The organism is Novosphingobium endophyticum (assembly GCF_014640675.1).
In the GTDB taxonomy this organism is placed as follows: Bacteria; Pseudomonadota; Alphaproteobacteria; order Sphingomonadales; family Sphingomonadaceae; genus Novosphingobium; species Novosphingobium endophyticum.
Window position 1 is genome coordinate 25,954 of record NZ_BMHK01000012.1, and the last position, 14,672, is coordinate 40,625.

11 protein-coding genes and 1 pseudogene are annotated in these 14,672 nt (G+C 66.1%); 6 read left to right on the forward strand and 6 right to left on the reverse strand.

Going from position 1 to position 14,672, the window contains the following annotated elements; translation table 11 throughout:
* Nucleotides 1-17: 17 nt before the first annotated feature.
* Both hemA and murI read right to left on the reverse strand, forming a co-directional pair.
* Nucleotides 18-1,232: a 5-aminolevulinate synthase gene (hemA, locus tag IEX32_RS10370; RefSeq protein ID WP_188771351.1), complete on the reverse strand. Its 1,215-nt coding sequence runs from the start codon at nt 1,230-1,232 to the stop codon at nt 18-20.
* 220 nt (nt 1,233-1,452) lie between these two features.
* Nucleotides 1,453-2,301 (reverse strand): glutamate racemase, encoded by an 849-nt coding sequence (gene murI / locus IEX32_RS10375; RefSeq protein WP_188771173.1) that lies wholly within the window; start codon nt 2,299-2,301, stop codon nt 1,453-1,455.
* Nucleotides 2,302-2,395: 94 nt separating this feature from the next.
* Between murI and plsY the strand changes: the two genes are divergently transcribed.
* The 4 genes and pseudogenes from plsY (at nt 2,396) to IEX32_RS10395 (ending at nt 6,918) form a co-directional block, all read left to right on the forward strand.
* Nucleotides 2,396-2,980: a glycerol-3-phosphate 1-O-acyltransferase PlsY gene (gene plsY, locus IEX32_RS10380; protein WP_188771174.1), complete on the forward strand. Its 585-nt coding sequence runs from the start codon at nt 2,396-2,398 to the stop codon at nt 2,978-2,980.
* Nucleotides 2,981-2,993: 13 nt separating this feature from the next.
* Nucleotides 2,994-4,099: pseudogene (dprA, locus tag IEX32_RS10385) on the forward strand (DNA-processing protein DprA); the annotation flags it as partial.
* Nucleotides 4,100-4,189: 90 nt separating this feature from the next.
* A complete protein-coding gene (gene topA, locus IEX32_RS10390; RefSeq protein ID WP_188771353.1) occupies nt 4,190-6,742 on the forward strand; it encodes a type I DNA topoisomerase in 2,553 nt (850 codons plus the stop codon).
* Nucleotides 6,739-6,918 carry a hypothetical protein gene (locus tag IEX32_RS10395; protein WP_188771176.1) on the forward strand — a complete coding sequence of 60 codons (180 nt, stop codon included), beginning with the start codon at nt 6,739-6,741 and terminating at the stop codon, nt 6,916-6,918. The genes topA and IEX32_RS10395 overlap by 4 nt, the downstream gene beginning before the upstream one ends.
* Before the next feature lie 16 nt (nt 6,919-6,934).
* On the opposite strand, the gene IEX32_RS10400 is transcribed toward IEX32_RS10395, so the two are convergent.
* The 4 genes from IEX32_RS10400 to lepB form a co-directional block, all read right to left on the reverse strand.
* Nucleotides 6,935-8,017 (reverse strand): SGNH/GDSL hydrolase family protein, encoded by a 1,083-nt coding sequence (locus tag IEX32_RS10400; RefSeq protein ID WP_188771178.1) that lies wholly within the window; start codon nt 8,015-8,017, stop codon nt 6,935-6,937.
* The gene (gene era, locus IEX32_RS10405) at nt 8,014-8,907 is read right to left on the reverse strand and encodes a GTPase Era (protein WP_188771180.1); all 894 of its coding nucleotides are present in this window, start codon (nt 8,905-8,907) and stop codon (nt 8,014-8,016) included. Before era ends, IEX32_RS10400 begins: the two co-directional genes overlap by 4 nt.
* A gap of 109 nt (nt 8,908-9,016) precedes the next feature.
* Nucleotides 9,017-9,685: a ribonuclease III gene (rnc, locus tag IEX32_RS10410; RefSeq protein ID WP_188771182.1), complete on the reverse strand. Its 669-nt coding sequence runs from the start codon at nt 9,683-9,685 to the stop codon at nt 9,017-9,019.
* A gap of 2 nt (nt 9,686-9,687) precedes the next feature.
* Entirely contained in the window at nt 9,688-10,536 is an 849-nt protein-coding gene (gene lepB / locus IEX32_RS10415; protein ID WP_188771184.1) for a signal peptidase I, read from the reverse strand.
* A gap of 141 nt (nt 10,537-10,677) precedes the next feature.
* Between lepB and pgi the strand changes: the two genes are divergently transcribed.
* Both pgi and IEX32_RS10425 read left to right on the forward strand, forming a co-directional pair.
* Nucleotides 10,678-12,198 (forward strand): glucose-6-phosphate isomerase, encoded by a 1,521-nt coding sequence (gene pgi, locus IEX32_RS10420; RefSeq protein WP_188771186.1) that lies wholly within the window; start codon nt 10,678-10,680, stop codon nt 12,196-12,198.
* 186 nt (nt 12,199-12,384) lie between these two features.
* Nucleotides 12,385-14,610 carry a S8 family peptidase gene (locus tag IEX32_RS10425; protein ID WP_229736309.1) on the forward strand — a complete coding sequence of 742 codons (2,226 nt, stop codon included), beginning with the start codon at nt 12,385-12,387 and terminating at the stop codon, nt 14,608-14,610.
* Nucleotides 14,611-14,672: the final 62 nt, after the last annotated feature.

Here is a 14,672-nt window from a genome sequence, read left to right on the forward strand (position 1 = left end):
AATTTCCCGCTAAAGACTCAAGCCGCCAGCCGCATCTCCAGTCGTTCCCAGATCTCGACCAGCGCAGCCGTAAGCTCGCGCATCATTGCTTCGGTATGCGCCGGGCCGGGCGTGAAGCGCAGTCGCTCCGTGCCGCGCGCGACGGTCGGGAAATTGATCGGCTGCACGTAGGCGCCGTATTCGGCGAGCAGGATGTCGCTGATCTTCTTGGCCTTGACCGGATCGCCCACCATCAGCGGCACGATGTGCGTGGTCGAATCCATCACCGGCAGGCCGGCGTCGCGGAACAGCTGCTTGAGCAGGGCGGCGGAAGCCTGCTGGCCCTCGCGTTCCTCGCTCGACGCCTTGAGGTGCCTGACCGAGGCCAGCACGCCCGCGACCAGCACCGGCGATAGCGAGGTGGTGAAGATGAAGCCCGGCGCATAGCTGCGGATGCAGTCGATCACCTTCTGGTCGGCCGCGATGTAGCCGCCCATGACGCCGAAGGCCTTGCCCAGCGTACCTTCGATGATGTCGATGCGGTGCGCGGCCTCGTCGCGGTCGGTGATGCCGCCGCCGCGCGGGCCGTACATGCCGACCGCGTGGACTTCGTCGATATAGGTGAGGGCGTTGTACTTGTCCGCCAGGTCGCAGATCGCATGGATCGGGGCGACGTCGCCGTCCATCGAATAGACCGATTCGAAGGCGATCAGCTTGGGCGCCGCCGGATCGGTTTCGGCCAGCAGCTCCTCAAGGTGTTCAAGGTCGTTGTGGCGGAAGACCTTCTTCTCGCAGCCCGAATTGCGGATGCCGGCGATCATGCTGGCGTGGTTGAGCTCGTCCGAAAAGATCACGCAGCCCGGCAGCAGCTTGGCGAGCGTGGAAAGCGTCGCGTCGTTCGAGACATAGCCCGAAGTGAACAGCAGGGCGCCTTCCTTGCCGTGGAGGTCGGCCAGTTCGCGCTCCAGCTCGATGTGGTAATGCGTGTTGCCGCCGATGTTGCGGGTGCCGCCCGAGCCGGCGCCGACGTCGTGCAGCGCGCCCTCCATGGCTTCGATCACCTTGGGGTGCTGGCCCATCGCGAGATAGTCGTTGGAACACCATACGGTGATCGGCTTCGGGCCATTGTGGCCGGCGAAGCACCGCGCGTTGGGGTAAGCGCCCCGGTTGCGCAGGATATCGATGAAGACGCGGTACCGGCCTTCGGAATGCAGGCGTTCGATTGCCTGGTCGAAAATGTGCTCGTAGTTCACGTAGGCTGCGTCCTGCGTTACCCTATATCCGGGCTTCTGGCCCATGATTGGCGGCCGTTTACATTATACTTCGGGGCATGACCAGTCGCTTATCCGTAACAATCCGATTGTGCCCGTCGGTCATGGCAGTCACTCCCCTGAAGGCCGTCATATCAGAAATGGGGTTCATCGGCGCATTGATTGTTGTCAACGCATGCAACGAACGGCCGGCCGGGCAGGCTCAGAACCGCCCGCCATCCTGTAAGCCATACCGCGCCAGCACTGTCCGGTAGGCTTCCGGGACGGTTCCCCCCGAGCCGGTAAACAGCGCCCGGTCAGGGGCCTTGCGGGCGCATTCCTGCCCTTCCGTCAACCGCGCGATCTGCCGGGCAATTCCCGCGGCGCCGTGCACGAAGCGCACGCCCGGCCCGAAGGCCTCGGCCAGTTCCGCCTCCAGCAGCGGAAAGTGCGTGCAGGCGAGCACTACGGTATCGATTCTGTCCCCGTGCGGCCGCGCGCGCAGTGCCTGCGCGGCCTGCGCGATCACCGCCGGATCGACCGGCTCGCCGCGCAGCTTGGCTTCGGCGGCTTCGACCAGCCCCGGCGCGGCATGGCGCAGCAGGATCTTGTCGGCGGCGAACTCGTGCTCCAGCCGGTCGACATAGGCCTGGCGGATCGTTGCCTCGGTGCCGAGCAGGCCGATCACGCCCGTTTCGGTCAGCGTCGCGGCCGGCTTGATCGCGGGCACGGTGCCGACGATCGGCACTTCGAGCACCTCGCGCACCATGCCGAGCGCGATCGTGGAGGCCGTGTTGCAGGCGATGCAGACCAGGCGCGGATGGAACCGCTCGGTCATGCGCCCGAGAAGCCCGGCGACACGGGCGGCGACCTGTGCCTCGGTCTTGGAACCATAGGGAAGGCCGGCGGTATCGGCGGCATAGATCACCGGCATTCCGGGCTGCAGCTTGCGCAGTTCTTCCAGCACGGTGAGCCCGCCCACGCCCGAATCGAACAGCAGGACCGGCGCGGCAGGGTCGATCCGGTGCGCGCGGGCCGCGGTGGAATCGGTGCTGGCATTGTCGGAATACATCGCTTTTCCCTGAACCTTGCGACCTGTTAACGCCAGCTTCGTGAAAAGACCAACTAGACTTCGCCATTCCAGAGCAAACGGCTAAGGGAGGCGAATGGAGTGGATTCTCGCACTGGCACTGGGCTACGCGCTCGGCTCTGTACCCTTCGGCATCATCATTACGCGCCTTGCCGGCGCGGGCGACCTGCGCAGCATCGGATCGGGCAATATCGGCGCCACCAACGTGCTGCGCACCGGTCGCAAAGGGCTGGCGGCGGCGACACTGCTGCTCGATCTGCTCAAGGGGCTGGCGGCCGTGCTCATCGCGGCGCAGGTCTGGCCGGACTGGAGCTGGCTTGCCGCGCTGGGCGCCTTCCTCGGCCATTGCTTTCCGATCTGGCTGAAGTTCCGGGGCGGGAAGGGCGTGGCGACGACCGCGGGGATCGCCTTCGGCCTCGCCTGGCCGGCGGGGCTGGCCTATGCCGCCACCTGGATCGGCCTGCTGTTGGCGACGCGGATTTCCTCGGTCGCGGGCATGAGCGCAGCCTTGGTCGCGCCGCTGGTCGCGCTGACGCTTGGCGAGCAGCGCCCGGCGCTGGTGCTTGCGGTGATCGCGGCGATTGTCCTGTTCCAGCACCGCGAGAACATTGCCCGCCTGCGTGCCGGCACCGAACCGAAAGTCGGGGGCAAGAAATCCTGACGGGGCCGCGTCGATGAGCGGCGCGGCACTGGCGGAGAGCCTGGCACAGGAGGAAGCTTTCGCGCGCATTCGCCTTCTGCGCTCGCCCAACGTCGGTCCGGTCACTTACGCACAGCTTCTTGCCCGCTTCGACGATGCCCGCGCGGCGCTGGATGCCTTGCCCGATCTGGCCGGGCGGGCGGGCCGGAAGGCCTATGCGGCTGCTCCTGAGCGCCGGGTTCATGAGGAGATCAAGGCGGTGCGCCGGGCAGGCGCGCGTCATCTCTTCCACGATTCGCCGGACTATCCGCCGCTGCTGGCTCAAGCCGACGGCGCCCCGCCGATCCTGACCGTGCGCGGCGATACGGCGCTGGCGCTGCGGCCGGCCGTGGCCGTGGTCGGCGCGCGCAATGCCTCGGCGGCTGCGGTGAAGCTGGCACGCGACTTCGCGGTGGGGCTCGCCGATGCCGGGCTGACGGTAGTTTCCGGACTGGCACGGGGTATCGACGGGGCTGCCCACAGGGGAGCGTTGTCGGCGGACGGCGCGGGCGGATCGACAATCGGCGTGATCGCCTGCGGGATCGACATCGCCTACCCGCCCGAGCACGCAGAACTGCAGGAGCAGGTCGCGGAGGAGGGCCTGCTGATCGCCGAGCAGCCGCCCGGCACCGAACCGCTGGCCCGCCATTTCCCGTCCCGCAACCGCATCATCGCCGGCCTTGCGGCGGGAACGCTGGTTGTCGAGGCCGCGCCGAAGTCCGGCTCGCTGATCACCGGCTCGCGGGAGAAATGGGGCGCGAAGTCATGGCCGTTCCCGGCTCACCGCTCGATTCGCGCTCTCAGGGCTGCAACCAGCTTATCCGCGACGGCGCCGTGCTGGTGCAGAGCGCCGATGATGTCGTCGAACTTCTCTCCGCCTTCGACGGTACCCCGCGCTCGATCTTCCGCGATGCCGCGACCGAATGGCTCGTGCCCGACGATCCCGGCCAACATGAACCGGCGGAGATTGCCGAACTGCTGACTTCCGCCCCGGTTCCGGTCGACGAACTGATCCGCCAATCGGGTGAGAGCGCGGCGGCGGTGCAACTGGCGCTGCTGGAGCTGGAGATCGCAGGCAGGCTCCTGCGCCACGCGGGGGGGGGGGGGGGGGGGGGGGGGGGGGGGGGGGGGGGGGGGGGGGGGGGGGGGGNGCGTACGTGCGTACGCGTGAGGGGTCATCGAAAGTCTCAAATGCAGCTTGTTATCGTAGAGTCGCCGGCAAAGGCGAAAACCATCGAGAAGTACCTGGGCAAGGACTACAAGGTCCTCGCGAGTTACGGTCACGTTCGCGATCTTCCGCCCAAGGATGGCTCTGTCCGCCCCGACGAGGGCTTCGAGATGGACTGGGAGCTCTATGGCGACAAGCAGAAGCAGGTCCGCGCGATCACCGATGCCGCCAAGAGCGCCGACCGCCTGATCCTCGCCACCGACCCCGATCGCGAGGGCGAGGCGATCTCGTGGCATGTGCAGGAGCTGCTTCGGAAGCGCCGCGCTTTGCCCAAGGACGTCCAGCGCGTGACCTTCAACGCCATCACCAAGGATACGGTGACCAAGGCGATGCAGGCCCCGCGCGAGCTCGATCAGGATCTGATCGACGCCTATCTGGCCCGCCGCGCGCTCGACTACCTGTTCGGTTTCACGCTCTCGCCGGTGCTCTGGCGCAAGCTGCCCGGCGCCAAGTCGGCGGGACGCGTGCAGTCGGTGGCGCTGCGCCTGATCGTGGACCGTGAGCGCGAGATCGAGGCGTTCAGGCCACAGGAATACTGGTCCGTCGCCGCGCTCATGGAGCAGGACGGCACCGAATTCACGGCCAAGCTCGTCACGTTCGAAGGCGGGAAGCTCGACCGGCTGAGCCTCGGCGACGAGGGGACCGCGATGCGCGCCAAGGCCGCCGTCGAGGCGGGCGCGTTCAAGGTCGAGAATGTCGAGACCAAACCGCATCGCCGCAATCCGCAGCCGCCGTTCACCACCTCGACATTGCAGCAGGAAGCCTCGCGCAAGCTGGGATTCTCGGCCAGCCAGACGATGCGCGTGGCGCAGTCGCTCTATGAAGCAGGCGCGATCACCTACATGCGTACCGACGGCGTGCAGATGGACCCCTCGGCCATATCCGCCTGCCGCAAGGCCATTTCGGAGCGTTATGACGGCCACTACGTGCCCGAACAGCCGCGCCATTACTCGACCAAGGCGAAAAACGCGCAGGAGGCGCACGAAGCGATCCGCCCCACCGAGTTTACCAAGGATCGCTACGGTTCGGGCGATGAAGCGCGCCTCTATGATCTGATCTTCAAGCGCGCCATGGCGAGCCAGATGGCCTCGGCCAGCCTCGAGCGCACGACCGTCACGCTGCGCGACGGCACCGGGCGCAACGAACTGCGTGCGACCGGCCAGGTGGTAAAGTTCCCCGGCTTCCTCGCGGTCTACGAGGAAGGGCGCGACCAGAAGGACGATGACGACGAGTCCGGCCTGCTGCCGTTGATGCGAAACGGCGATGCGCCCGCGAAGAAGGACGCCACCGCCGAGCAGCACTTCACCCAGCCGCCGCCGCGCTTCTCGGAAGCGAGCCTCGTCAAGCGGCTCGAGGAACTGGGGATCGGTCGCCCCTCGACTTATGCGGCGACGCTCCAGGTCCTCAAGGACCGCAACTACGTTCGTACCGAGAAAAATCGTTTCTTCGCAGAAGAATCAGGCCGGCTTCTTACAGCGTTTCTCGAACGCTTCTTCGAGCGCTACGTCGCCTACGACTTCACCGCCGAAATGGAGGAGGAACTCGACGATGTCTCGGGCGGCCGCCACGAGTGGAAGGCGCTGCTTGAGGCCTTCTGGCGCGACTTCAAGCCCAAGTCCGACGAAGTCATGGAACGCAAGCCCTCGGAAGTGACCGAGGCGCTGGACGAGTTCCTGTCCGATTACCTGTTTCCGCCCAGCGCGGACGGTTCCGACCCCCGGCAGTGCCCCAAATGCGGTGAGGGCCGCCTGTCACTGCGCGGCGGCCGCTATGGTGCCTTCGTGGCCTGCTCGAACTACCCGGAGTGCAAGTACACCCGCAAGTTCGCGCAACCGGGGGGCAATGGCGGTGAGGCGGCGAACGACGTCGAACTCGGCAAGGACCCTGAAACTGGGCTGGAGATTACGCGCCGGGTGGGCCGGTTCGGCCCTTATATCCAGCTCGGCGAGGGCAAGGAGGCCAAGCGCGCCTCCATCCCCAAGGACATCGACGAACTGACCCTGGAATGGGCGCTGAAGCTGCTCAGCCTGCCGCGCGAAGTCGGCTCGCACCCGGAAACCGGCAAGGAAATCGTTTCAAACATAGGGCGTTATGGCCCTTACCTCATGCACGACGGCAAGTACGCCAAGCTGCGTTCCACGGCCGATGTCTTCGAGACCGGCATGAACGCGGCGGTTTCGCTGCTGGCGGAGGCGGCCAACGGCGGCGGCCGGGGGCAGAGGGTCAAGGCGGAGCCGATCAAGGTGCTCGGCGCGCATCCGACCAGCGGCGGCGAGATCAGGGTTCTTGCCGGTCGCTATGGTCCCTACGTCACCGACGGTACGACCAACGCCACGCTTCCGCGCACGATGAAGCCCGAGGATGTGACCGCCGAAGATGCCGTCCGCCTGATCGACGACAAGGCGGCCAAGGGACCGGCAAAGAAGAAGGGTGCGAAGAAGGCTCCGGCCAAGAAGCCGGCGGCCAAGAAGGCCGCGGCGAAGAAAAAGCCGGCCGCGAAGGAAGCCGCCGAATGAGCCAGAAGATCGCCAAGCACAAGCAACCCTGGAAGCCGGAGGAGCTTCAAAAGCTGCAGACGCTCGCCGGCAAGGGCAAGGGGTTGAAGGAGATCGCCAAGGCGCTCAATCGCACCGAGGAATCGACGCGGGATGCGGCTCGCCAGCATGGCATGACGATTTCGAAGCTGCGCTGACTTCCGGCGAAGCGGGTCAGGTGCCGGTGCCGGGTGCCCCGCTGGCCGGCGCATTATCGGCCGTCGCATCGTTGGCCGGTGCCTGGGCGTCCGGCGTCGGGACGCCCGGCTTGAGCGGCGTCGCCACGGGCGCCGTCTGCTGCGGTGTGCCCGGCGTCAACCCGCTCTCTGTCAGCCAATAGGCGATACCATCCGCCGTGGCTTTCATGCCGGCGAGGTTGAGGTGCCACTGCTGGCCCTGCTTGCCGTCGTAGCCCTTCGGTGAGCCGATCATCCAGGGTTCGGCATCGCAGGGTGTGTGTGTGGCCGAAGACTGGTTCATCTCGACGACGATGGCGCCGTTGCGCTGCGCCACGCGGCCGGTGATCTCGGCCAGGCGGGTGCCGATCCGGCGGACGGTCGCGGCATCCTGCTCGCTGACTGGTGTAACGGCGCAAAGTTTTGCGGGCAGCGGGGTCAGGTACTGGACGAAGACCAGTCGCGCCTTTGGCGCCGCCAGGCGGACGCGGCGGGCGATTTCGTTGAGCCGGGCTTCCACGCGCGCATAGTCCGCATCGACGGGAACGCGGACCGCGCCGCAGGGCTTGGCCTGCTGCTGGCCTGTCGTCGCGGCTTCCTTGGCCCTCATGGCGCAGGTCGCGGAGAACAGGTCTCCGATATAGTTGAGGTCGTTGCCGCCCATGGTCACCGTCACGAGACGGGTCGCCGCATCCACCGCCTCGATCTGCGGCGGAATATCGTTCCAGGGGCCGAGGACGTGATCGGTGCGGGCGCCCGAGCAGGTCCGGTCGACCAGGAGCATGCCGAAGCGCTCGGCGAGCAGTGTCGGGTAATTGTTCATGCTCTGCCCGCAGCGGCGTGGAGCACCGGGCTTGGCGGGCGGCAGCATCGGCCCGGCGGCGAAGGAGGAACCGATTGCCACGTAGCGTGCGCCGAGCAGGCTCTCTTCAACCGTTTTCGCGCTTTCCGCTTCAGGCGCCTGCGCCGCGACCACTGCCTGCGCCGGCGGTTTCCCGGAAGCGGAAGCCGCGGCAGGCATGATGCAACCGCCCAGCAGCAGCATGGCGGCGGTCTTCGCGTAAAGGGCGGTCTTGCTCATTTCACCCAGTCCAGTCTGATTTCCTCGTAGATGTCGCGGGCCTCGGCCCAGTTTTCCTCGACCTTGACGTGGAGGAAGAGGTGAACCTTCTGTCCGAGCACTTGTGCAAGTTCATTACGAGCGGCCTCGCCGATCGCCTTGATCCTCGCCCCCCGCTTGCCGAGCACGATCGCTTTCTGGCTGTCGCGCGCGACAACGATCTGCTGACGGATCTCGACCGAGCCGTCCTTGCGCTGAGTGTAGGATTCAGGCCGTACCGCGCTGTCGTAAGGCAGTTCCTCGTGGAGCTGCCGGTAGAGCTGTTCGCGCGTGATCTCGCACGCGAGCAGCCGTTCCGAGGCGTCGGAGACCTGATCCTCGGGGTAGTGCCACGGGCCTTCGGGCATCATCTCCGCAAGACGGGTCTTGAGTTCGGGAACGCCGTCTCCGGTGAGCGCCGAGACATAGAACACCTCGTCGAAGGGGGCCTTGCCGATGAGGTCCTCCGCCAGGACGAGAAGCGTTTCCTTGGCGCCGGCGTCGACCTTGTTGAGCACCAGCAACTTGCGCTCGGGCCGCTCCCTGAGCGTTTCCAGCAGCGGCTCAAGTTCATGGCGCCGCTGCTTCACCGCATCGACGACGAGCAGGATCGCATCGGCTTCCTGGGCGCCTTCCCACGCGGCGGCGACCATGGCGCGGTCCAGCCGGCGGCGCGGGGCGAAGATGCCCGGCGTATCGGCAAGGATCATCTGGGTCTCGCCCTCTAGCGCTATGCCCAGCAGGCGCGCGCGCGTGGTCTGCGCCTTGGCCGAAGTGATCGCCACCTTCTGGCCGACCAGCGCATTGACGAGGGTGGACTTGCCTGCATTGGGTGCGCCGATCACGGCGACGAGACCGCATTTTTCGGTCATAGGTCAAGAATCCTGAACCGGGGTTGGGTGCCAGCGAGCTTCGATCGGCTCGGCACGAGCGGATATGCGATTGTTCCTGCCTTCCGCTCATCCTGAGTTTGTCGAAGGATCATGCAAACTTCCTCATGAATTCTTCGGCGGCCATGGTTTCGGCGTCCTGCTTGGATGAGGCAGTGGCCTGCGCGCTGCCGACGTTGTGCACCGAGACCTCGACCGTGAACTGCGAGGCATGATCGGGACCGGCGCGTTCTACCAGCCGGTATTCCGGCATACGCCGGCGATTGCCCGCAGCCCATTCCTGCAGCGCGGACTTGGGGTGCTTGCGCTTGCCGGTCTTGCCTTGCATGGCATCGGCCCAGAGCTTTCTCACCATGTCCCGCCCGCCGGCAAAGCCGCGCTCGGTGAAGCAGGCGCCGATCAGGGCCTCGATCACGTCGCCAAGGATGTTGTCGCTGTCCACGCCGCCATCGTCGCGCGCCTGCTTTCCGAGGCGCATGTGCGGGCCGAGGCCGATCTGGCGGGCGATCTGCGCGCACATGGCGCGGCTGACCAGCGCGTTGAGACGCTGCGAGAGCTGTCCTTCGGGCTCCGCGCTGGTCTGATAGAGCCATTCGGCGACGACGAGGCCGAGGACCCTGTCACCGAGAAATTCCAGCCGTTCGTAGTTGTTCTTCTCGCCGGTGCTGCCGTGGGTGAGGGCGGCCAGCCACAGCGTTTCGTCGCTGGGCTGGTTGCCCGTCGCGTCGGCGATGAAGGCGCGGGTCGCGTCTTCCAGCAAGATCAGAGCATCCCGCCGATGCGGTTCCAGCGGGCGGCGGTGAACCAGGTCCACGGCTTGAACCATTCGGCCGAGCCATTGGTCGAGAACATCATGATCGCGGCGCGGCCCACGAGGTTGTCCTGTGGTACGATGCCGATCCCCTCGCCCTCGACCGCCGGGAAGCGGCTGTCCATGGAGTTGTCGCGGTTGTCGCCCATCAGGAACATGTGGCCTTCGGGGACAATGTAGACGTCGGTATCGTCCTGCGGCGCAGTCCCCAGATCGAGCACGTTGTAGCTGGTGCCGTTGGGCAGGGTTTCGCTGAACTGCGGATAGTTGCAGACGCGATTGCCCTGCTTGTCCGTGCCCTCGAATTCGGGCGCGTAGCAGCGGGTATTGGGGGTGACCGGCAGAACGAAGTCCGCGATGCGTACTTTCGGGATAGGCTGACCGTTGAGCCAGACGTGTCCGTGCCGCATCTGCACTTCATCGCCGGGCAGACCGATCACGCGCTTGATGTAGTCGGTATCGTTGCCCGGAGGGGCCTTGAAGATCACGATCTCGCCGCGCTCGGGCTGGCTGGCGAAGACCCGGCCGGGAATCAGCGGCAGGCTGAAGGGCAGCGAGTACTTCGAATAACCGTAGGACCACTTGGTGGCGAAGAGATAGTCGCCGTTGAGCAGGCGCGGCAGCATCGATTCGCTGGGAATGTTGAATGGCGATATGATGAAGCTGCGCAGAACCACCACGATCAGGATCAGCCAGAGCAGGAAGGAAAAGAAATTCTCGTCCTTCTTCGGCGCTGCGGCGGGCTCCCTGGCGGTCGATTCGGTGGCCGGCGTGGCGGCGTCGCTGTTCGTATCGCTCATGGGCGAACCCATGTTGCCCGCGCGGCGTTACGTCAAGTGCGATCCCGTTCGAGAACTGCGGTGGGGCGACGAAGAACGCGCTTGGACTTCGCAGGCGCAAAATGCATAACGCCGCAAAATTTACCCAATCAGGAGCGTAACATGAGTGCAGCGGTCTGGGAAAAGCTGAAAGGGCTGGCGAAGCCCACGCTGGCCGAGCTCTTTGCGGCCGATCCGGCGCGGTTGGACGCTCTTGCGACACGGTTCGAGCTTGGCGACGAGGAGGCGGCCAGCGGTGCCCGTTTCGACTGGTCCAAGACCCACCTAGATGCCGCGCACATCGCGCTGTTCGAGGAACTGGCGGAGGCGACGGGCTTTTCGGGCCGCCGCGCGGCGTTGTTCGCGGGCGAGGTCGTCAATCCCACCGAAGGGCGCGCAGCCGAGCACACCGCCCAGCGCGGCGAGGGCAAGGAAGAAAGCGTCGCGCTGGCGCAGGAGTGCCATCACCGCATGGCGGCGATCGTCGAGGCTATCCACCGCGGCGCCATGGGGGACGTGAAGCATCTGATTCACATCGGCATAGGCGGATCGGCGCTGGGTCCGGCGCTGGCGATCGACGCGCTCGCGCGCGAAGGGGCGATGGTCGATGTCCACGTCGTCTCCAATATCGATGGCTGCGCGCTGGAGCAGGTGTTCGCTGCCTGCGATCCGCAGACGACCATGCTGGCGATCGCTTCCAAGACATTCACCACGATCGAAACCATGACCAACGCCGAAAGCGCGATCGAATGGCTCAAGGAGAACGGCGTCGACGATCCCTACGGCCGCGTCGTCGCGCTGACCGCCGCGCCCGAAAAGGCGATGGAATGGGGCGTCGATGAGACGCGCGTCCTGCCGTTCGCCGAAAGCGTGGGCGGGCGCTACTCGCTGTGGTCCTCGATCGGCTTCCCCGTCGCCATGGCGCTGGGCTGGCCCGATTTCGCCGAAATGCTGGCGGGCGCCGCGGCGATGGACCGGCATTTCCGCGATACCGACGGCAGGGCGAACCTGCCGCTGCGCGCGGCCTTTGCCGACCAGTACTACACGCGCCTTCGCGGCTGCCAGACGCGGGCCGTTTTCGCCTATGACGAGCGGCTTGGCCTGTTGCCCGACTATCTCCAGCAGCTGGAGATGGAATCGAACGGCAAGAGCGTGAAGGCGGACGGCTTGCCGGTCGATGGGCCGACGGCGCCGATCACCTGGGGCGGGGTGGGAACGGATGCCCAGCACGCGGTGTTCCAACTCCTGCACCAAGGCACCAATCTCGTACCCGTCGATTTCATCGCCTCGATCGTGCCGGGGCATGATCTGGACTCCGCGCACCACCGTATCCTGTTGTCGAACTGCTTCGCGCAAGGCGCCGCGCTGATGGCGGGCAAGGCGAGCGATGATCCGGCGCGCGCCTATCCCGGCGACCGGCCCTCCGCGACGATCCTGCTCGATGACGTCAGCCCGGCCACCTTCGGCGCGCTGATCGCCTTCCACGAGCACCGCACTTTCGCCAATGCCGTGCTCATGGGCATCAACCCCTTCGATCAGTTCGGCGTCGAACTGGGCAAGGAGATCGCCAGGGAGATCGAGAAGGGTGACACCACGTTCGACCCCTCGACCGAGGCGCTGCTGGAGGCAGCGGGCATCGGCTGACCCCGTTTTGCCCCGATTCTGCGCGTAACGCAGATTCGCCTCTTCAGGATCCGGCAAGAATTGGCGACGTAGAGAGCATTGCGGAATAGAGTCATGCGGAGCTTCCCGGATTCGGGCCGTGGAGCTCTGCTGGAAACAGGGGCGCGGGCCATGGCGTGGCCTTCAGGATCAGTACGGAATTGCGCGATGGCGAGCGCGCTGGCCATGGCGCTTGGCGGATGCGGCGGTGGCGGCGGGGAAAGCGTCAATTCGACGCCGGCACCGACACCAAGTCCCACGCCAACTCCCGCTCCAACTCCAACCCCCACTCCCGCTCCTCCGCCGGGCTTTGTCATTACGCCGCAGAGCCAGCAGCGGACGCGTTCGAGCGAGGATGACACGGAGTATCGGCAGAACTACGTCTCGTTCGAATACGTCAATGCCCTCTACGCGCTCGACAACGGCTGGACCGGGCAGGGCGTGCAGGTCGCCGTGCTCGATGACGGCGTCAAGGAAGTGTCCGAACTGCAGGGCAGGATCTCCAGCCTCAGCCGCGACTACGGAACGGTCACCGAAAACGGCGTCACCACGCAGCGCAACGTGATAGGTGACGACTATTCGGATCACGGAACGATGGTGGCCGGCGTGCTGGCGGCGGCGAACAACGGCACCGGAGTGCAGGGCATCGCGCCCGGTGTGGAGATCGTCGCGCTTCGTATCAGCGAGATCGACCTGGATGCGACCGATCCGGAGGAGCAGGAAACACTGGGTATCGGCATGGCGCAGGCCATCGCCTATGCCGGCAATCAGGGTATCAAGGTGATCAACGCCTCGATCGCCAAGCTCGATCCCGAAGTGCGCAGTTCCGGAATCGCCCGAGCAGTCGGCGATTACCAGGCCACCGGCGGCCTTTTCGTTAATGCTGGAGGAAACGAAAGCGGCGCCAATGTCGTGGGCTATCTGGACCTCGATTCGACCAATTCGCAAAGCTGGCTGTTCGTCGTCGCGCTGGAAGGTACGCAGACCAGCTACGAACTGACGGACTATTCGAACCAGTGCGGCACGACGGCCATGAACAATTGCGTCGCGGCCATGGGGACCAATGCTTCTCAGGACGTCGATGGTTCGCTCGTGTGGTTCGCCGGCACCAGTTCCGCCACGCCGCAGGTCAGTGGCCTTGCCGCGCTGATCCTCAGCAAGTGGCCGCAGCTCTCGGGGATCGAGGCGGGGCAGGTCATCGTCAACACCGCGCGCGATATCGGCGACCGTGGTGTCGATCCGGTCTTCGGCCGCGGCCTGATCGACGTGCGCGCGGCGCTCGCTCCCGTCGATCCGATGCTGTCCAACGGCGTGACCCAGAGTTCCGTCGGCGGGGCGGTCATGATCGTCCCGGAGGCCGTGGATGTCACGGGCATCAGGGGCGCGGCGCTGCGCGGCGTCACGGTGCTTGATGCCTTTGGGCGCGACTTCAGCGGGGACCTTTCGGGCCTCGTTGCAACGCCCAGGGTCGATCGTTTCTCGATGGAGCGCCGCGTGCGCGTCCAGGCCGGGGCCGGCAGCGCCAGCCTTGCCACGCGCGACATGAGCGCGAGCGCCGGCTTCACCTCGGTCAAGGTCGGGCCGGGTGAGCGCGAAGTGCGTACCATGCTCACCAACGGGCAGGTCTCGGTGCGAGCGGGCAGAACCTGGCTGACCGCCGCCCTCCATTCGAATGACAGCGTTGCGAGCGAATTCATGGGCCTCGCGCCGAGTTCGGATGTGGTCCTTGCTTATTCCCCGGTCGCCAGCTTGTCCTTCGGCGCCGAGCATCCGCTTGCCGGGGGCATGGCCGGGCTTTCGGTGATCGGCGGGCGGGAAGACTACGGTTCGGCGAACGGGGCGGTCCTGTCCTGGCGCAAGGCGGGCTCCAGCGTGAAGGCGGGCCTGCTCGACGAGCGCGGCACGGTGTACGGCACGCCCACCGGATCGGGGGCCTTGCGCTTCGGCGACGGCGCGCGCACGGCGTTCCTTGAAGTCGCGCAGAACGTCCCGCTCGGTGCATGGAGCCTGGGCGGCTATGCCAGCCTTGGCACGACCCGGTTGAAGCTTGCCGACGACATGCTGCTGACGCGGGCCGGCACTCTCGTCACCAACCGCTTCGGCCTCACCGCGAGCCGGCGGGCGTTTGGCGGCCTGTTGCGCTTCGGCGTGGCGCAGCCGCTGGCGGTTGTTTCGGGCAAGGGCACTTACACTGTCGGGTCGGGCTACGATCTGGCGAGTCGGTCGCTGCTCTTTACCGACCGCCGCTTGGATTTCTCGGGCGGCTTCGACCCGCTGCTGACTTTCGGGTTCGAACGGAACGGAGCGCGTTCCCATTTGCGCTTCGGCATGGCGGGAACTGCTGACGTCCGCGACATACGCGCGCTCGGCACCTGGCGTCTGTTGCTCAATTGAGCCGCCGATTGCCGCCTCATGGTTGGCAATCCCGGATTTCATGCCCCATATGCGCGACCGAT